This window comes from Xanthobacter cornucopiae, assembly GCF_043195065.2.
GTDB lineage: Bacteria > Pseudomonadota > Alphaproteobacteria > Rhizobiales > Xanthobacteraceae > Xanthobacter.
The window spans coordinates 1210662-1227817 of record NZ_CM195531.1 but is presented as its reverse complement, the minus strand read 5'-3'; the positions used below and the strand labels follow the sequence as shown (position 1 = coordinate 1227817).

The window sequence follows — 17156 nt, the reverse complement described above, 5'->3', positions numbered from 1 at the left end:
CGCGTCACGCCGCCTTCAGGGCGCCGGCGAGGCTTTCGAACAAGCCGCGCCCGTCGGTCGGGCCGATCTCCGGCTCGATGTAGTTTTCCGGATGCGGCATCATGCCGAGCACGTTGAACTTCTCGGAATAGATGCCGGCAATGCCGTTGATGGAGCCGTTGGGCCCGTCGCTCTCGTCGATCTGGCCATCGGCGCGGGCATAGCGGAAGGCGACGCGCCCTTCCTTCTCCAGCTCGGTGATGGTGGCCTCGTCGGCGGTGTAATTGCCTTCGCCGTGGGCCACCGGAATGCGGATCAGGTCGCTCTTGCGATAGGCCTTGGTGAAGGCGGTATCGGCCCGCTCCACCCGCAGCAGCACCTCGCGGCAGACGAAACGCAGGCGCGCGTTGCGCACCAGCACGCCCGGCAGCAGCCCGGCCTCGCACAGGATCTGGAAACCGTTGCAGATGCCCAGCACCAGCCCGCCGCGGGCGGCGTGGGCGCGCACCGCGGTCATGATGTTGGCGCGGGCGGCGATGGCGCCGCAGCGCAGATAGTCGCCATAGGAGAAGCCCCCCGGCAGCACCACCAGATCGGTGCCTGCCGGCAGCTCATGCTCCGCGTGCCAGACAATGTTCGGCTTGGCGCCAGCGACGAGCTTCAGGGCACGCGCGGCATCCCGCTCGCGATTGGAGCCGGGAAAGAGGATGACGGCAGGTTTCATGATCTCTCAATGGGCGGCTGCGGCGCGGCCGGGCCGGCGTTCGATGCGATCCATCCGGTCGTCCCGGCGGGCGACGGCCGTACTCGGTTTTGAACGTCCCGCCGGATGGCGTTGGGCCGGAGCCGGGAGACTGAAGCGTGCCCGCTCCGGGCGCCCGCGCGCCGGCTCGATCCCGGCGCATCGCCCGTCCGGCGGCGGCGATGCCGCCCGCCGGCGGACGCCGCACCGGGACGCCAGCTTAGCACAGCCTCACGCGAACTCGATCCGGTAGGTTTCGATCACGGTGTTGGCGAGCAGCTTCTCGCAGGCGTCCTTGAGAGCCACCTCAGCGCTGGCGCGGTCGTTGCCGGCAAGCTCCACGTCGAAGACCTTGCCCTGGCGCACGCTCTGCACCCCGTTGACGCCGAGCGAGCGCAACGCGCCCTCGATGGCCTTGCCCTGCGGGTCCAGCACCGCCGACTTCAATGTGACGATCACGCGTGCCTTCATGACACCTTCTCTCGTTTCGCGCGCCGGGCGCTCTCGTTTCGCGCCGGGCGCCCAGGGCTGGCCCGCCCCGCGCCCGGCCGCCCGCCTCTCGCGGCTGCGGCACTCAACGCAAACGGGGGCCGTCGGGCCCCCGCCTAGCACTATTACCCGACGAGACTCAATGCCCTGCCGGCGGCCTCACTTGACCAGCACCGGGCCCTTGCCCTGGGTGGGATCATTCTCCATGAGAATTCCCAGACGCCGGGCGACCTCGGTGTAAGCCTCGACCAGCCCGCCCATGTCGCGGCGAAAGCGATCCTTGTCCAGCTTGTCGTTGGACTTGATGTCCCACAGCCGGCACGAATCAGGGCTGATCTCGTCGGCGACGACGATCCGCATCATGTCGTTTTCCCACAGGCGACCGCATTCCATCTTGAAGTCCACAAGACGGATGCCGACGCCGAGGAACAGGCCGGACAGGAAGTCATTGACGCGGATCGCCAGGGCGATGATGTCGTCGATCTCCTGGGTGGCGGCCCAGCCGAACGCGGTGATGTGCTCTTCCGACACCATCGGGTCGTTGAGAGCGTCGTTCTTGTAGTAGAACTCGATGATCGAGCGCGGCAGCTGGGTGCCTTCCTCGATGCCGAGACGGGTCGACAGGGACCCCGCCGCCACGTTGCGCACAACGATCTCAAGCGGGATGATCTCCACCTCGCGGATAAGCTGCTCGCGCATGTTCAGGCGACGGATGAAGTGAGTCGGCACGCCGATGTCGTTCAACCGGGAGAAGACATACTCCGAGATCCGGTTGTTGAGCACGCCCTTGCCATCAATGACATCGTGCTTCTTGGCATTGAAGGCGGTCGCGTCATCCTTGAAGTGCTGGATGAGGGTGCCGGGCTCCGGGCCTTCATAGAGGACCTTCGCCTTGCCTTCGTAGATACGGCGGCGGCGCGACATGGGGGTATACCGCTGATTGAGGAAATCCATGGGTGTGCCAAGGCTCCGTTCTGGTGACGCTCCTCGGCGGGGCGCGGGTGGCTGTCGAACAGTTCACGCCGAGCCCGTGCGGACAGTAGCCGATCCGGGGCGCAGACACAACGCGACAGCGACATTGATACGAAAGAGGCAGGCCGGCGCCTACCGAGCGGTAACATGGTGCATGATTGGGCCGTTTGGCCCGTCAAACGCATCGCTCGGCAGGCTTCTGACAGATTCCGCGCCGGGTTACGATGGCGGATCGACGACTAGCCCGCGACACGCGGCAGCGGTGCGGTGCCATTGATCTAGGAAAAGTCGCCCTATATTCAAGGCGCGCGCGCGGATCAGGATTCCCCTTCTGGAAACCGTGCTAACCAATCCCGGTCAAGAGCCGGTCACGAAATCGTCAGGAAGAGGGCTGCCATGACCACGTTCGACAAGCGCGAAGAAGGGTTCGAGAAGCGCTTCGCGCTGGACGAGGAGACTCGCTTCAAGGCGCTCGCCCGACGCAACAAGAAGCTCGGCCTGTGGGCGGCCGAGAAGCTCGGCCTCACCGATGAGGCAGCGCAGGCTTACGCTAAGGAAGTTGTGATCGCCGACCTGGAGGAGGCCGGCGACGAGGACGTGTTCCGCAAGCTCCGCGCCGATTTCGACGCCAAGGGCGTGGTCGTCTCCGACCACCAGATCCGCCGCAGCATGGATGAGTTCCTGGCGGTCGCCGCCAGCGAAGTGAAGGGCGGCTGACAGCCCGCACCGGAACGAGCCCGCGCTCGGCCGGGCTTGTTTCCGCGCGCCCGGCCTGCGTCGCATGCATCTGAAGCCAATAAAAAAGGCCGCGCGGGGCGGCCTTTTTCTTTGTCTTCGCGATCAGCGCGAATAGAACTCGACCACCAGGTTCGGTTCCATCTGCACCGGATAGGGCACCTCGTTCAGCTCCGGAATGCGTGCGAAGCGCACGGCGAGCTTGTGGGCGTCGGCCTCGAGATAATCGGGCACGTCGCGCTCGCCGAGCTGCTGGGCTTCCAGCACCAGCGCGAGCTGGCGGGAGGCTTCCTTCACTTCCACCACGTCGCCCACCTTCACCAGGTAGGACGGCACGTTCACCCGCTGGCCGTTGACCTTGATGTGGCCATGCGACACGAACTGGCGGGCGGCGAAGATGGTGGGCACGAACTTGGCGCGGTAGACCACGGCGTCCAGCCGGCGCTCCAGGAGGCCGATCAGGTTGGCGCCGGTGTCGCCCTTCAGGCGGCCGGCTTCCACATAGGTCTTGTGGAACTGCTTCTCGCCGATCGGGCCATAATAGCCCTTCAGCTTCTGCTTGGCGCGCAGCTGCACGCCGAAGTCGGACAGCTTGCCCTTGCGGCGCTGGCCGTGCTGGCCGGGGCCATACTCGCGACGGTTGACCGGGCTCTTGGAGCGGCCCCAGATGTTCTCGCCAAGACGGCGGTCGATCTTGTGCTTGGCCGCAATGCGCTTGCTCATGTAACGCGGATCCTTAGAAGTTCTCGTGTTGGGTTTGGATCCCGCCCCTCCTCTGCGACGGCTCGCGGCCCTCGCGGGCCGAAATATCCTTCGCCGACAGGCTCTTGCAGCGCGCTGCCACAGGACGCCACGGGTGCGTGAAACGCCGAGCGGGCCGAACCCGGCCCGAAAGGTCCGTGCCTGATAGGGGACGGGCCGAACAAAGTCAAGGTTTGCCGCCTTCGCGATCATCCCGGCGCTACCCCTGCCCGTCATTTGGCCTTGCGGGCGCGCGGCCATCTCCTAGCTTGCCGGCAGTTGTCACCGGAGCCACGTCCCATGAAGATTCTCGTGTTCCAGCACGTCGCCGCCGAGCACCCCGGCAGCTTCCGCGATCTCATGCGGGCCGACGGCATCGAATGGCATCCGGTGGAGCTGGACGAGGGCGAGCCGATTCCCCCGCTCGACGGCTTCGACGCCCTGATGGTGTTCGGCGGCCCCATGGACGTGTGGCAGGAGCAGGAGCACCCCTGGCTGGTGCCCGAGAAGGCCGCCATCCGCGACTGGGTGGCCAGGGACCGCCCCTATCTCGGCGTCTGTCTCGGCCACCAGCTCCTGGCCGACGCGCTGGGCGGCAAGGTGGGGCTGATGGCCAGGCCCGAGGTGGGCGTAACCGAGGTGTCGCTGACCGACGCCGGGCGCGAAGCGCCGCTGTTCGCCGGCCTGCCGCCCACCTTCCCCACCCTGCAATGGCACGGCGCGGCGGTGCTGGAACTGCCGCCCGGCGCCACGGTGCTGGCGCAGAACGCCCATTGCCCGATCCAGGCGATCCAGCTGGGCGCACGCGCCTTCGGCATCCAGTATCATGTGGAACTGACTGACGCGACGGTGCCCGAATGGGGCGCCATCACCGAATACCGCTGCGCCCTGGAAGCCATCACCGGCCCCGACGGACAGGCCGCGCTGGAGCAGGCGACGCGGGAGAAAATGCCGGTGTTCCAGGCGGCGGCGAGGCAGCTCTACGCCAATTTCAAGCGCGTGATCACCCCGTGAGGGGCGGCGCGCCTACCGCCCCTGCCGCAGGGCGGTAAGCACGGCGATGGAGGCGTAGCCATCGGCCGGGCTGATACCGGCTTTCTGCTGAAAGGCGCGCACCGCCCGCATGGTGTCGGTGCCCACCCGCCCGTCGGTGCCGCCGGTGTCGAAGCCGGCGGCGCTGAGACGCTTCTGAATCTCCTGCAGCTCCGCCAGGGTCAGGGCGCGCTCGCCACCGGGCCACGGGGTCGCGAAGGCCCCCTCCCCCATGATGCGATCGCCCAGGTGCACCACCGCCAACGCATAGTTGGAGGAGGGATTATAAGAGCGCACCGCATAGAAATTGTGGAACAGCAGCAGCGCCGGCCCGCCGGGCCCGCCCGGCAGCCACAGCCGCGCCGCCTCGTCATAAGCGGAGAGCGACTGACCCTCGACCGTGGTCACCCCCATGTCGCCCCATTGGGAGAGCGGACGGCGGGTCTTGTTGTCGGCGAAGGCGGTGTTGAAGCCGTCCGGCAGGCGCGCTTCCACGCCCCACGGCTCGCCACGCCGGTACTTGCCGCGCTGCACCAAATAGTTTGCGGTGCCGGCCAGGGCGTCGTCGGGCTTGCCGAAGGGGGAAATGCGGCCGTCGCCGTCGAAGTCCACCCCCATGTTCAGCCACACTTCCGGCATCCATTGGGTGTGCCCCATGGCGCCGGCCCATGAGCCGGTCATCTCCTGGGGCCGGCCCCAGCCGCGCTGGACGATCACCAGCGCGTTCAGCAGCTCGGTTTCCCAATAGCTGCGCCGGCGGGCATCGCCCCAGGCCAGCGCCGCCAGCGAGGGGAAGATGGGCTTCATGTGCTTGCCGTTCTCAAGCACGTCGCCGAAGGCGCTTTCCATGCCCCAATAGCCGAGCATCACCCGCCGATCGACCCCGAACGCCTGCTCGATGCGGCTGAACAGGCCCGCATACTGGCGCGCCCGCTCCTTGCCGGTGGCGATGCGCCAGTCGGACACCCGGCGGTTCAGATATTGCCAGGTCTGCTCGGTGAACTCGGGCTGCGCCCGATCCTGGGCATAGACGGTGGTGTCAGGCTTCAGGCCCGCGAACACCTGGTCGTAGGTGGCATCCGAAATGCCGCGCGCGCGGGCACGGGCGCGAAACTGCTCCACCCAGGCCGGAAACGGCTTGGCCGCGCTCTGCGCCCGTGCGGCTCCAGGCACAAAACCCGCCAGCGCGGCGCCCAGCAGACCGAACGAGACGGCGCGGCGGTCGACCCGAACGGCCATGGACAAACCCTCCCTCAGTGTGAATGACGTCATGGGCCGGGCCGGCGGTCACGCGAAACGGAATCCGGCGTGCGCGAGCCCCTCGGCCGGCATGGCACCGAGCACTCGCGGCGGCTCCACGGCGCGGCCGATGACGGCGGCGACACGCGCGCCGTCCAGCGCCCGCCCGGTGGACACGACGCGCACCGGCATCGCCCGGTCGCCATCGGCCGGGGCCGGGCCGAGAAGCTGGATCACCCGCCGGGCGATGGCCGGGGCCGGGTCCACCCAGGCCACCGGCCACGGCGCCACCCGCTCCAGCCGATCCAGCAGCAGCGGATAATGGGTGCAGGCCAGCACAACGGTATCGGTGCGCTGGCCGTCCCTGTCCACGAAGCAGGGGGCGATCTCGGCGCGGATGGCGTCGTCGGCCACCGCCGCACCGGCCAGGGCCGCCTCGGCCAGGGCGGCCAGATGCACGCTCGGCACCAGCGTCACCTCGCAGCGGGCGGCGAACTGGCGGATCAGGCCGGCGGTGTAGTCGCGCCGCACCGTGCCCGGCGTGGCGAGAATGCTCACCCGGCCGGAGGCCGAGGCGGCGCAGGCCGGCTTCACCGCCGGCACGGTGCCGACGAACGGCAGGCCATAGCGCGCCCGCAGGCTGGGCAGCACCACCGTGGAGGCGGTGTTGCAGGCGATCACCACAAGCGACGGCCCGGTGGCGGCGATGAGCCGGCCGACCACCTCGTCGACACGGGCCACCAGGGCCTGGTCGCTCAGGCCGCCATAGGGAAAGCCGGCGTCATCGGCGGCATAGATGAAGTGGGCGTCGGGGCGCGCGTGCGCCACCTCGCGGAACACGGAGAGGCCCCCGACGCCGGAATCGAACACGAGGATCGTCGGCGCCGGATGGGAAACGGGCAACACGGGAGCGGATCTCTCGGCAGAAGCAGTGACGAAGCCCATAGCTTATCCTCAACGGCGCGGGCGACATTGTGGCGCCGCACCGTAAAGGAAACATGAGCAATCCGGCTCCAGATGCCGTAGCGTCAGCCCTGGTTCTCGGGCGTGTGCAGCACCAGGCCGTCGAGGGCCGGCGTCAGCTTGATCTGGCAGGAGAGGCGGGAGGTGGGGCGCACGTCGCTGGCGAAATCCAGCATCCCCTCCTCCATCTCGGAAGGCTCGCCCACCTTGTCGGCCCAGGCCGCATCCACATAGACATGGCAGGTGGCGCAGGCGCAGGCCCCCCCGCATTCGGCGACGATGCCGGGAACCCCGTTGCGAACGGCGGCCTCCATGGCGGTGGCGCCCTCCGGCGCCTCCACCTTATGGGATGTGCCGTCGAATTCGATAAAAGTGATCGCGACCATGGGCTTGCCGTCACCGTGCCGAGTGGAATGGAGCCGTTCCAGGGACGGCCTTGCGCGCCTATAGCCCCAACCCCCGGCCGAGGCCAGCGGCAAGCGGCGGCGCGGCATTAACGATATCTTCATTCTCGCGCCACGCCCGGTTCAAACCCCACCCCGCCCTGGTTAGGATAAGGATCAGTAAACCATTGCCATGGGCGCGCGCGGCCATGGGGGGCCTTCGCTGGCCCTGCGTATGGGATCGGCGGTGACGGATCGGCACGAGCGGCCGGACCCCGCACCGAAGGCAAAGGCGACGGCGAAATGAAGACTCCGATGAAGATCCAGGATCCGACCGAGGCAGCGCTCTCGGCGATTCAGGAGGCTCTGACGCTGGAACTCGACAGCGCCGCGCAGGCGGAGCCGGCGGCGGCCCCACCCGTCGCGCCACGCGGGGCGGAACGCCCGCTCGCCGCCGAGCCGAGCGTCGCCGCAGACCGGCCCGTGCCGCCGCCGGAGCGGCCGCAGCCCGCCACCGGCGCCCGCCCCATCGGCCGTCGCGCCCAGCGCACCGCCCCGGCCGCCGCTCCCGCCGAGGACACCCGCCGCGAGGCCGCCCGCGGCCGCGAGGCGCCCGAGCGCCGCGCCGCCAACGACGACCGCCAGACCGTGGGCCAGCTGGTCAACCAGTTGCGGCGCCCGACGACGGCTGCGCCTTATCTCTGGGCAGCCGGCGCGTCGCTGGCCTGGATCGTGATCGGCCTCGCCCTCGCCTACACCTCCAGCCGCGCCCTGCTGGCGGGGCCCGACGGCGCCCAGTCGCTGTTCGGCTCGCCGGCCCTGCTGGGCATGATCGCCTCGATCCTGGTGCCGCCGGTGGCCTTCTTCGGCCTGGCCGCGGTGCTGCGCCGGTCGCAGGAGATGCAGGTGATCTCGCGGTCCATGACCGAGGTGGCCCTGCGCCTGGCGCAGCCCGACTCCATCGCCACGGAAAGCGTCATCAGCGTCGGCCAGGCGGTGCGGCGCGAGGTGGCCGCCATGGGCGACGGCCTCGACCGCGCGGTGGCCCGCGCCGGCGAGCTGGAAGCCATGGTGCGCACGGAAGTGTCGCTGCTCGAGCGCGCCTATGAGGACAATGAGGTGCGCATCCGCACCCTCATCGACGAACTGCAGACCGAGCGCCACAACATCCAGCTCGAGACTGAGCGCCTGCGCGAAGGCATTGCCGGCGCCGAGACGGTGCTCTCGGAAGAGGTGCGCGAGGCGTCCGCCCGCATCCACGAGACCATGGTGATGGCCAGCGAGCGCGTCACCGAGACCCTTGGGGAGAAGGGCGAGCACATCATGACCGCCCTCGCCCGGGTCGGCGATTCCATGATCGACGGCCTGACCGCCAAGGGCACCGAGCTGATCGACCGGCTGCAGCTCACCGGCTCGGAGATCCGCCAGGACCTGTCGAATTCCAGCGACGTGATGGTGCAGACCCTCAAGTCGCGCACCGACGACCTCGCCTCCAACCTGCTCTCCACCACCTCCGACGTGGCGATGCTGATCGACCGCTGGGGCGAAGACGTCAACGTCAACATCGACCGGCTCAAGCAGAACATCGACGACACCCTGGCCGAGAACGGCGGCCGCCTGACCAGCGAGATCGCCGCCCGCGTCGATGCCGCCAGCGACGCGTTCCGCGTGGCCAGCGAAGCCATCGTCGCCGACTTCGGTGCCCGCGGCGGCGAACTGGTGGCGCAGCTTGAGAAGAGCGGCGAAGCCATCAACGAGGGCCTCGCCACCCGCGGCGCCGTGCTCGCCGAGCGCATCGAGGACACCAGCCAGCGCATCACCGACGCCATTACGGTGCGCGGCGAGGCGCTGCCGCAGAAGCTGGCCGAGACCGGCGACCGCATCGCCGCCACCCTGGACCGCTCCGGCGCGCAGATCGGCGCCAATCTCGCGGAGAAGGGCAACGAGATCGCCGCGTCCCTCTCCAGCGCCGGTGCCGACATCACCGACCGCCTGGCCGTCGTCGGCACCCAGGTCACCAAGGCCGTGGGCGCGCGCGGCAGCAAGGTCACCGACGCCTTCCGCGAGACCGCCGACACCCTGGTCACCACCATCGGCACCAAGGGAGACGCCATCAAGGAAATGCTCGGCTCGCGCCTCAAGGCCATCGACGAGGCCTTCACCGTGCAGGGCGCCGAGCTGGCCGAGCGCCTGCACCACGACGGCACCGCCTTTGCCCGCGCGGTCAACGACGGGGTGCGCGCCTATGAGAACACCGTGAAGGTGCAGGCGCCCGAGCTGATCGACCAGATTAACCTGCGCGTCAACGAGGTGAACGAGAACCTGCGCCTGGCCGTGGACAATCTGGACGAGCGCCTCGCCTCCACCACCTCCAACGTGGCCGGAACCCTCGACCAGCGCATCGCCCGCATCGAGCAGACCCTGGACCAGCGCGCCCAGAGCCTGACCGAAACCCTGGCCAGCCGCACCGTCAACCTGGCGCGCACCCTGGCCGAGGGCACCCGCAGCGCCACCGAGGCGCTCGACAAGTCGGTGGATACGCTCGACGGCTTCTTCGCCAGCCGCAACAAGGTGCTGGGCGAGGTGCTGATGGAGCGCGCGGAGGTCGTGCATCGCGCCCTCGGCAGCCGCGCCCAGGAAATCGCCACCGTGCTCGATGGCCGCGTGACGCGCATCGAAGACCTCGTGCTCGGCCGCCTGGATGGCGTCGCCACCGAGCTGGAGGCGCACGGCAGTGCCATCGCCGACAACCTCGTCAAGCGCATGGAGGATGTGTCCGGCACCCTCAAGGTCAATGCCGCGGACGTCGAGCGCTCGCTCACCGACCTGTCGCTCAATGTCGGCCAGGCGCTGACCAGCCACGCCGAGAAGGTGGCGGACGCCCTGGGCACCCGCCTCAACGAGATCGCCCACCTCATCGACGACAAGAACGGCGCCTTCCTGGTGGCCCTGGAGCGCACCAGCCAGCGCGCCGTCGCCGAAATCTCCGCCACCAACACCGCCTTGAAGGGCGACGTCCAGTCCATCATCGAGCGCCTGGGCGACGCCAATTCCACCTTCCAGGGTGCCATGGCGAGCGCGGTCAGCAACCTGGGCGAGTTCTCCGGCACCTTCTCCCGGCAGGTGGAGGGCTTCAGCCACACGGTGGAGGGCATCGGCCAGGCCGCCGGCACCGCCGCCGCCCGGTTCGACACCCAGATCCAGGCGCTCAAGGACCTGTCCGGCGGCACCCTGGCCGAGGTCAGCACCCTGGCGGAGCGGGTGGAGCAGCAGAGCCGCGCGCTCGGCGAGGCGTCCCAGGCCCTCGGCGCCACCCACGAGCGGGTCGAGGCGACGCTCAACAGCCGCCGCGGCGCCATGGAGGAGCTCGCCGCCGCGCTGACCACCCGCGTGGCCGACATGGATGGCCGCCTGCAGCACTTCCACGCCATGCTGGAGGACAGCTTCAAGACCGCCCAGAACCGCGCCCGCCAGATCGCCGGCGTGGTCGCCGAGGCCACCTCTGGCTCCACCAAGGCGGTGGAAGCCCAGTTCGACCTGATGCGCGGCGCCGCCGATGCCGAGCGCGAGCGCGCGGCCGCCGCTCTCAAGCAGACCTACGAGGCCGCCCTGAAGGACGTGCACCGGCTGTTCGGCGAAAGCGCCACGCAGTTCACCGAGGCCGCGCGCGAGCTGAAGCGCACCAGCGAGGGCGTCCAGCAGTCCATCGAGCTCGCCCGCGCCGAAATGAAGCGCGGCATCCTGGAGCTGCCGGTGGAGACCGAGGCCAGCGCCGCCACCATGCGCCGGGCCGTGGCCGAGCAGATCAAGGCGCTCGCCGAGCTGAACGAGATCGTCGCCCGCCAGAGCCAGGCCTTCGACGTGGTGGAGGCCAGTGCCCGCGCCGCGAGCCAGGACCTGGCCCGCGCCACGGTGGCGCGGGAGGTGGCGGCGCCGCCGGTGAAGCCGGAAGCGACCGAGCCGCGCCGCGCGCCGACCCCGCCGCGCCGGGTCGAGGCGCCCGCCATCCCCGCCACTCCGGTGGCCGAGCCGCGCCCCGTGGCCCCGACGGATGTGGTGGACCGCGAGGAACTGCTCAGCGAACTGCTCGCCCTGGCCTCCGACGACCTGCAGCAGCAGGACGCCGCCCCCCGCCGCCCGGCCGAGGCCCCGGCGCCCGCGCGTCGCCCCTCCCCCCGCCCGGCACCGCGCGCCCTGCCCGAGACGCTGGAGGAGCTCAACGCCGAGATCGGGCGCCTTATCGACGCGCCGGCCGCCGCCGAGTGCTGGGAGCGCCAGCTGAAGGGCCAGCGCGCCGCCTTCACCCGCCGCATCTACACCCTCCAGGGGCTGCAGACCTTCGAGGCCATGCGGCGGCGCTATCGCGGCGAGCCGGCCTTCCATGACCAGGTGGAGCGCTACATCGCCGAGTTCGACCGGCTGCTGGAGCAGGTGAGCACCGGCGAGCGAGGCGAGACGCTGACCCGCACCTACCTCACCTCCGACGCGGGCAAGGTCTATACGCTGCTCGCCCACCTGGCCGGCCGCTTCGACTGACGCGGCGGTTCGGAGCGCCACCGCCGGCGGGGAGCAACCCCCGCCCGGCGCACCGGGCGCACCTGTGCCCCAACACCGCGGCGGGCGACTTTGTCCCGTCATGAGACTTCGGTTCAGTTCCCGTCTGCCGTCCGGCTGGCGGTCACCCTTCGCCAGAGGCCCAGCAGGGGAGCCTTTTCATCATGAAAACCTATATTTGCGCTGCTTACGCGGGTGGCCAGGGTAAGACGACCCTCGCCCAGATGGTTTTCACCGCGCTTCGCAAGCGCGAGCTCGCCTATAAGCTGGTCGCCGCGGATTTCACCGACGGCACCGGCCATTCCAAGATCGGCAAGTTCTTCCCCACCAAGGTGCTGGAGCTGGGCATCGGCTCATCGCTCGCCTCCTCCAAGACCGAGAACGACGCCAATGCGCCGTTGCGCTACTGGGATCGGTTCGGCGGGCTGCTGCTCACCGGCGGCGCGGTGCTGGACCTCGGCGCCAACGTGGTGCCGCAGCTGGTGCAGTGGGCGCACCACCGCCGCGTCGCCCACATCATGCAGCAGCGCAATTCGCCCGAGATCGATCTGCTGGTGATCACCAAGCCGGAAACCCACTCCATCGAGAACGTCTCGACCCTGATCGAGGACGTGGTGGTGGGCGGGGCGCTGCCGGTGGCCAACATCATCGTGGTGCGCAACGAAGTGGGCGGCAGCTTCGAGACCCAGAGCTTCGCCCGCATCGAGAAGGCCGGCATCGGGCGCAACCTGCACCTCATCGACCTGCCGCGCTGCACCTCGGAGCTCTGGCCGCACCTGGAGCGCACCTTCACCCCGGTGGAAGACGCCCTCGCCGCCACCGAGAACGAGCTGGCGGAGAAGTTCGGCATCGAGATCTGGTCGGCCTATGCGGGCCTGATGGACCTGCGCACCTGGGCCGACCAAGTCTATTCGGAGCTGAACAAGGTCGGCATCTGACGGCTCCCGCCGAAGCCGGACAGGTTCGCCCGGGCTGGGAAAGGCCCGGGCGGCGCCGCGCACCCTCTCCGTCGCCGGCTACGCCGCCGCCCCGTTTCGATCCGAAGCACCGGGCGATCGTGCGCCGGAACCGCCCGGGACGGCGGCGCGGTCGCGCCGGCGCAACACATCCCCCAGGCAACGGCCTCCACCCGGCGCGAAACCGGGCGCGCAGGATGCGCCCCTGGTTGCCTCACGCTTGAAAATCACCCCATATCAGATGCTCAGGCGGTCCATCGCGGCGTGATGGATGCTTGAAATGGTATTTATACTTCAATTTACTGTATTATTTTCGCGTATGGCTTGCGGGCACGCGCCGTCATCTTGCGGGGTCCGTCCGCAACCGCGATGCTCCAGCCGGCTCGCTCCCAGCTCGCTCCATGATCCCCGGTCGCGCATATCGCCGCAAAACCGTCCGCCCGGGCCGCCGGCCGGGCTGACTGTTCTCCGCTTACAATCGCGGAGGCAACGTCGGCATTGAGCCGGCTTCCCTCTTCGCTCTCGATCTTGCGAGCCGAAAGACCATGGCCCCCAGATGTTGTGGTAATAGCGCTGAACGCGTCGATATTTGGAGGTAGCCCTAGGACGGGGTTACGATTTCTCTATTTGAGCCAGACGGCCATGGCGGCGAGTTTGACGAAGCCCATGACGTTGGCATGGAGCTTGTCGCATCGGGGGGCGACGCGTCTGAACGGCTTGAGCTTGCTGAAGAAGCGCTCGATGCGGTTGTGCTCTGGCGGGATGACCGCATCGGCACCGGTCTGCGTGATCCGGTCCACAAGATGGTCGGCATCGGATCTCTTGTCGGCGATGGTCGCGTCGGGATCGTTCTCTTCGATCAGCTGATGGGCCAAGGCGATGTCGTTGCGCTGGCCGGGCGAGCCGATCAGGCGCACTGGAAGACCCAGCGCCGCGCTGGCGGCGTGGATCGTGGTGCTCAGGCCCCCCCCGAGACCGGCCCTGGCCTTGGGCATCCGCTGCCCTTTGACCTTGCGCGTACCAGCGGCATGCTGGTGGGCCCGCACGATGCTTGAAACGATCATCGGCCATTCAAGGTCGGCTTCGCGGGCGAGCACGGCCAGCATCTCGTCCAGCACGCCCATCTCGATCCGGTGATAATAGCGCCGCTTCGCCGATCGATCATCGCCCCGCAGCTCCGGCAGATCACGCCAGCGCCCGCCCGAGCGCGCCGTCCACAAGAGCGCGTCGAGGAACGTGCGGTTATCCCTGCGCGGCCCGCGCCGGCCTTTGGTCCCGACCGGCATGAAGACCTTGATCCGATCCCACCGGTCGTCGCGAAGCGCGCCGCAATCCATAGCCGATCTCCGAAAACCGGCCTTGAAGCTGACTTGCCACCCCCCTGGGAATCCCAAAAATCCTAAATCGTCACCACAGCCTGTCTTACGGCCTGCGCGCGCTTCTCGACCACATGCAGCGCAGGCCCGATGGCGGGGACCGCGCGCGGTCTTGCAGGCCGGATCGATGCGCAGATGGTTGCCGAGGCTGCGGCATCGAACCTCTGCCAAAACAGCGCCGACTCCGTCAGCACGGCCGAGATCCTTGTTCCAGATTGGCGGGACATTCCGCGCCACCCGCCCACCATCCTCACGCTTGCAAGCGTGAGGATGGTGGGTGCAGCCGGCGTGGGGGCAGGGGCCGCGGGACGCCGGGCCCAGCCCCCTCGCTCGACCTGAACGTCCCCAGGCTGGAGCCCTTCCCTCCCTGGAACGAAAGGCGATATGGTCGGGTGCTGGGAGCGCCGGTCCCCCAGCCTCGCAACACCATCGGCGCGCAGCCGCTGGGACGCGGGCCGGCGCGTCCGCACGAGGCGATTCCGTGCCTGTCGTCACCCCCACCCGCCAGCTGCGCTGCGAACGATGCGGCGCTGAGTTCACGTGCGGATCAGGCCGCCCCGACACCGGCGCCCGGTGCTGGTGCCAGGACCTGCCGAAACTGGAGGTCAGGCAGGCCGAAAACGATTGCCTCTGCCCCGAGTGCCTGCGACGCGAGATCGGGCGGCCGCGGACCGGGCAAAACAGCCCGTAGTCGCCACCGAAGCGGCCGGAGCGGCGTGCGGCGACCGCGCTCCGGCCGGTGGCTGGGTCAGTCCCCGGCGCGCGCGGCCTTCAGCTCCAGCCGGCGCTGGTGCAGCAGCGGCTCGGTGTAGCCGCTCGGCTGCCGGCAGCCCTTGAAAACCAGGTCGCAGGCCGCCTGGAAGGCGATGGAGCCGTCGAAATCCGGCGCCATGGGCCGGTAGAGCGGATCCCCCCCATTCTGCCGGTCCACCACCACGGCCATGCGCTTCAGGGTCTCCATCACCTGCGCTTCGCCGCATACGCCGTGGCGCAGCCAGTTGGCGATGTGCTGGGAGGAGATGCGCAGCGTCGCGCGGTCCTCCATCAGGCCCACGTCGTGGATGTCCGGCACCTTGGAGCAGCCGACCCCCTGGTCCACCCAGCGCACCACATAGCCGAGGATACCCTGGGCGTTGTTGTCCAGCTCCTGCTGGATGTCCTCGGGCGTCCAGTTCGGCCGCACCGCGACCGGAATGGTGAGGAGATCGTCCAGCTTCGCCTTGGGGCGGCTGCGCAGCGCCGCCTGCACCGCGTGCACGTCGACCCGGTGATAGTGGGTGGCGTGCAGGATGGCGGCGGTGGGGGATGGCACCCAGGCGGTGTTGGCGCCGGCCTTGGGGTGGGCGATCTTCTGCTCCAGCATGGCCGCCATCAGGTCCGGCATGGCCCACATGCCCTTGCCGATCTGGGCGTGGCCGGCAAGGCCGCACTCCAGCCCGATGTCCACGTTGCGGGCCTCGTAGGCGCCGATCCAGGCGGCCTGCTTCATGTCGCCCTTGCGCACCATCGGGCCGGCTTCCATGGAGGTGTGGATCTCGTCGCCGGTGCGGTCGAGGAAGCCGGTGTTGATGAAGGCGACGCGGCGCGACGCGGCGCGGATGGCCTCCTTCAGGTTCACCGTGGTGCGCCGCTCCTCGTCCATGATGCCCATCTTGATGGTGTCGCGGGGCAAGCCCAGCAGGTCCTCGACCCGGTCGAAGATCTCCACCGCGAACGCCACCTCCTGCGGCCCGTGCATCTTGGGCTTCACCACATACATGGAGCCGGTCCGGCTGTTGGCGCGGCGCCCGTTGGGGCCAATGTCGGCGAGGGCGATGAGCGCGGTGACGGCCGCGTCCAGGATGCCCTCGGGGATTTCCGAGCCATCCTTCAGCAGGATGGCCGGATTGGTCATCAGGTGCCCGACGTTGCGCACCAGCATCAGCGCCCGGCCCGGCAGCACCAAGGTGCCGCCGTCCGGGGCGGTGTAGGCACGGTCGGGATTGAGGCTGCGGGTGAAGGCGCGGCCGCCCTTGGCGATCTCTTCCTTCAGCTCGCCCGTCATCAGGCCCAGCCAGTTGCGGTAGACGGCGACCTTGTCCTCGGCATCCACGGCGGCAACCGAATCCTCGCAGTCCTGGATGGTGGTGAGGGCCGCTTCCAGCACGATGTCGGAGATGCCGGCGGCATCCTCCCTGCCGATGACGCTCGACCGGTCGATGACGACCTCCACATGCAGCCCGTTCTTCTTCAGCAGCACGACGGCCGGTGCGGCGGCATCGCCACGATAGCCGGCGAACTGGGCCGGGTCCGCCAGGCCGGTGGCGCCGACGAGAAGGACACCGTCCGCCACGCGGAGCGGGCCGGCCTCGGCCCAGGAGCCCGCCGCCAAGGGCGCGCTCGCGTCCAGGAAGGCGCGGCCCCAGGCGATCACCTTCGCGCCGCGCACAGGATTGTAGCCCTTGCCCTTTTCGGCACCGTCGTCCTCGGCGATGGCGTCGGTGCCGTAGAGCGCGTCATAAAGCGAACCCCAGCGCGCGTTGGCGGCATTGAGGGCGTAGCGCGCGTTCATCACCGGCACCACCAGTTGCGGTCCGGCGACCTGGGCGATCTCCGGGTCGACGTTGGAGGTGGTCACGCTGAAGGCCGGTCCTTCCGGCACCAGATAGCCGATCTGGGCGAGGAAAGCCTTGTAGGCTTCCAGATCCACCGGCGCGCCATTGTCGCGATACCACTGGTCCAGCGTCTTCTGCAGGTCCTCGCGGCGCTGCAGCAGGTCCCGATTGCGCGGCGCCAGATCGTGGGCGATGGCGGACAGGCCGGCCCAGAACGCGGCCCCCTCGATGCCGGCGACGGCAAGCACCTCATTCTCGATGAAATCGTGCAGAGCACGCGCGATTTGCAGCCCGGCGCACGCCACCCGGGCTTCGGTCCCACTTGCCTCGGTCCCACTTGCCATGGTCACTCCGTATCGTCCTTTTCCGAAGGCGATGCGCCTCCCGAGACACGCTGGCCG

Annotated in this window: 14 protein-coding genes and 1 riboswitch; of the genes, 5 read left to right on the top strand and 9 right to left on the bottom strand. The window is 69.0% G+C overall.

Going from position 1 to position 17156, the window contains the following annotated elements; all coding sequences use genetic code 11:
- Window positions 1–4 precede the first annotated feature (4 nt).
- The 3 genes from purQ to purC form a co-directional block, all read right to left on the bottom strand.
- Entirely contained in the window at window positions 5–703 is a 699-nt protein-coding gene (gene purQ / locus V5F53_RS05470) for a phosphoribosylformylglycinamidine synthase subunit PurQ (RefSeq protein WP_393997328.1), read from the bottom strand.
- A 249-nt stretch (window positions 704–952) separates the two neighbouring features.
- Window positions 953–1192 (bottom strand): phosphoribosylformylglycinamidine synthase subunit PurS, encoded by a 240-nt coding sequence (gene purS, locus V5F53_RS05465; protein ID WP_393997329.1) that lies wholly within the window; start codon window positions 1190–1192, stop codon window positions 953–955.
- 177 nt (window positions 1193–1369) lie between these two features.
- Window positions 1370–2164: a phosphoribosylaminoimidazolesuccinocarboxamide synthase gene (gene purC / locus V5F53_RS05460; RefSeq protein WP_393997330.1), complete on the bottom strand. Its 795-nt coding sequence runs from the start codon at window positions 2162–2164 to the stop codon at window positions 1370–1372.
- Window positions 2165–2578: 414 nt separating this feature from the next.
- Between purC and V5F53_RS05455 the strand changes: the two genes are divergently transcribed.
- The gene (locus V5F53_RS05455) at window positions 2579–2899 is read left to right on the top strand and encodes a DUF1476 domain-containing protein (protein ID WP_393997331.1); all 321 of its coding nucleotides are present in this window, start codon (window positions 2579–2581) and stop codon (window positions 2897–2899) included.
- A gap of 123 nt (window positions 2900–3022) precedes the next feature.
- Here V5F53_RS05455 and rpsD read toward each other — a convergent pair whose 3' ends face one another.
- Complete coding sequence (gene rpsD / locus V5F53_RS05450; protein WP_393997332.1) at window positions 3023–3640, bottom strand: 30S ribosomal protein S4; 618 nt, start codon at window positions 3638–3640, stop codon at window positions 3023–3025.
- Between the two features lie 318 nt (window positions 3641–3958).
- On the opposite strand from rpsD, the gene V5F53_RS05445 reads away from it, so the two are divergent.
- The gene (locus tag V5F53_RS05445) at window positions 3959–4672 is read left to right on the top strand and encodes a type 1 glutamine amidotransferase (protein WP_393997333.1); all 714 of its coding nucleotides are present in this window, start codon (window positions 3959–3961) and stop codon (window positions 4670–4672) included.
- Between the two features lie 12 nt (window positions 4673–4684).
- Here V5F53_RS05445 and V5F53_RS05440 read toward each other — a convergent pair whose 3' ends face one another.
- The 3 genes from V5F53_RS05440 to V5F53_RS05430 all read right to left on the bottom strand — a co-directional run bounded on the left by V5F53_RS05440 (window position 4685) and on the right by V5F53_RS05430 (window position 7278).
- The gene (locus V5F53_RS05440; protein ID WP_393997334.1) at window positions 4685–5929 is read right to left on the bottom strand and encodes a lytic murein transglycosylase; all 1245 of its coding nucleotides are present in this window, start codon (window positions 5927–5929) and stop codon (window positions 4685–4687) included.
- Between the two features lie 48 nt (window positions 5930–5977).
- Complete coding sequence (gene murI, locus V5F53_RS05435; protein ID WP_393997335.1) at window positions 5978–6874, bottom strand: glutamate racemase; 897 nt, start codon at window positions 6872–6874, stop codon at window positions 5978–5980.
- Between the two features lie 83 nt (window positions 6875–6957).
- Window positions 6958–7278 (bottom strand): 2Fe-2S iron-sulfur cluster-binding protein, encoded by a 321-nt coding sequence (locus tag V5F53_RS05430; protein WP_393997336.1) that lies wholly within the window; start codon window positions 7276–7278, stop codon window positions 6958–6960.
- A 312-nt stretch (window positions 7279–7590) separates the two neighbouring features.
- On the opposite strand from V5F53_RS05430, the gene V5F53_RS05425 reads away from it, so the two are divergent.
- Complete coding sequence (locus tag V5F53_RS05425; RefSeq protein WP_393997337.1) at window positions 7591–11811, top strand: apolipoprotein A-IV repeat region-like domain-containing protein; 4221 nt, start codon at window positions 7591–7593, stop codon at window positions 11809–11811.
- A gap of 182 nt (window positions 11812–11993) precedes the next feature.
- Window positions 11994–12767 carry a hypothetical protein gene (locus V5F53_RS05420; RefSeq protein WP_393997338.1) on the top strand — a complete coding sequence of 258 codons (774 nt, stop codon included), beginning with the start codon at window positions 11994–11996 and terminating at the stop codon, window positions 12765–12767.
- A gap of 444 nt (window positions 12768–13211) precedes the next feature.
- Window positions 13212–13348: riboswitch (cobalamin riboswitch) on the bottom strand.
- Window positions 13349–13408: 60 nt separating this feature from the next.
- Here the strand turns inward: V5F53_RS05420 and V5F53_RS05415 are convergent.
- Complete coding sequence (locus V5F53_RS05415) at window positions 13409–14122, bottom strand: IS5 family transposase (RefSeq protein ID WP_393997339.1); 714 nt, start codon at window positions 14120–14122, stop codon at window positions 13409–13411.
- Between the two features lie 316 nt (window positions 14123–14438).
- Here V5F53_RS05415 and V5F53_RS05410 point away from each other — a divergent pair, with 316 nt between their 5' ends.
- Window positions 14439–14852, top strand: a complete 414-nt coding sequence (locus tag V5F53_RS05410) for a cysteine-rich CWC family protein (RefSeq protein WP_509212952.1) — start codon at window positions 14439–14441, stop codon at window positions 14850–14852.
- A 57-nt stretch (window positions 14853–14909) separates the two neighbouring features.
- Here V5F53_RS05410 and V5F53_RS05405 read toward each other — a convergent pair whose 3' ends face one another.
- Window positions 14910–17099 (bottom strand): malate synthase G, encoded by a 2190-nt coding sequence (locus V5F53_RS05405; RefSeq protein ID WP_393997341.1) that lies wholly within the window; start codon window positions 17097–17099, stop codon window positions 14910–14912.
- Window positions 17100–17156: the final 57 nt, after the last annotated feature.

Bases quoted from the DNA above. Each gene is read 5' to 3' on its own strand.
- purQ (WP_393997328.1), bottom strand. From the start codon at position 703: ATGAAACCTGCCGTCATCCTCTTTCCCGGCTCCAATCGCGAGCGGGAT.
- purS (WP_393997329.1), bottom strand. From the start codon at position 1,192: ATGAAGGCACGCGTGATCGTCACATTGAAGTCGGCGGTGCTGGACCCG.
- purC (WP_393997330.1), bottom strand. From the start codon at position 2,164: ATGGATTTCCTCAATCAGCGGTATACCCCCATGTCGCGCCGCCGCCGT.
- V5F53_RS05455 (WP_393997331.1), top strand. From the start codon at position 2,579: ATGACCACGTTCGACAAGCGCGAAGAAGGGTTCGAGAAGCGCTTCGCG.
- rpsD (WP_393997332.1), bottom strand. From the start codon at position 3,640: ATGAGCAAGCGCATTGCGGCCAAGCACAAGATCGACCGCCGTCTTGGC.
- V5F53_RS05445 (WP_393997333.1), top strand. From the start codon at position 3,959: ATGAAGATTCTCGTGTTCCAGCACGTCGCCGCCGAGCACCCCGGCAGC.
- V5F53_RS05440 (WP_393997334.1), bottom strand. From the start codon at position 5,929: ATGGCCGTTCGGGTCGACCGCCGCGCCGTCTCGTTCGGTCTGCTGGGC.
- murI (WP_393997335.1), bottom strand. From the start codon at position 6,874: ATGGGCTTCGTCACTGCTTCTGCCGAGAGATCCGCTCCCGTGTTGCCC.
- V5F53_RS05430 (WP_393997336.1), bottom strand. From the start codon at position 7,278: ATGGTCGCGATCACTTTTATCGAATTCGACGGCACATCCCATAAGGTG.
- V5F53_RS05425 (WP_393997337.1), top strand. From the start codon at position 7,591: ATGAAGATCCAGGATCCGACCGAGGCAGCGCTCTCGGCGATTCAGGAG.
- V5F53_RS05420 (WP_393997338.1), top strand. From the start codon at position 11,994: ATGAAAACCTATATTTGCGCTGCTTACGCGGGTGGCCAGGGTAAGACG.
- V5F53_RS05415 (WP_393997339.1), bottom strand. From the start codon at position 14,122: ATGGATTGCGGCGCGCTTCGCGACGACCGGTGGGATCGGATCAAGGTC.
- V5F53_RS05405 (WP_393997341.1), bottom strand. From the start codon at position 17,099: ATGGCAAGTGGGACCGAGGCAAGTGGGACCGAAGCCCGGGTGGCGTGC.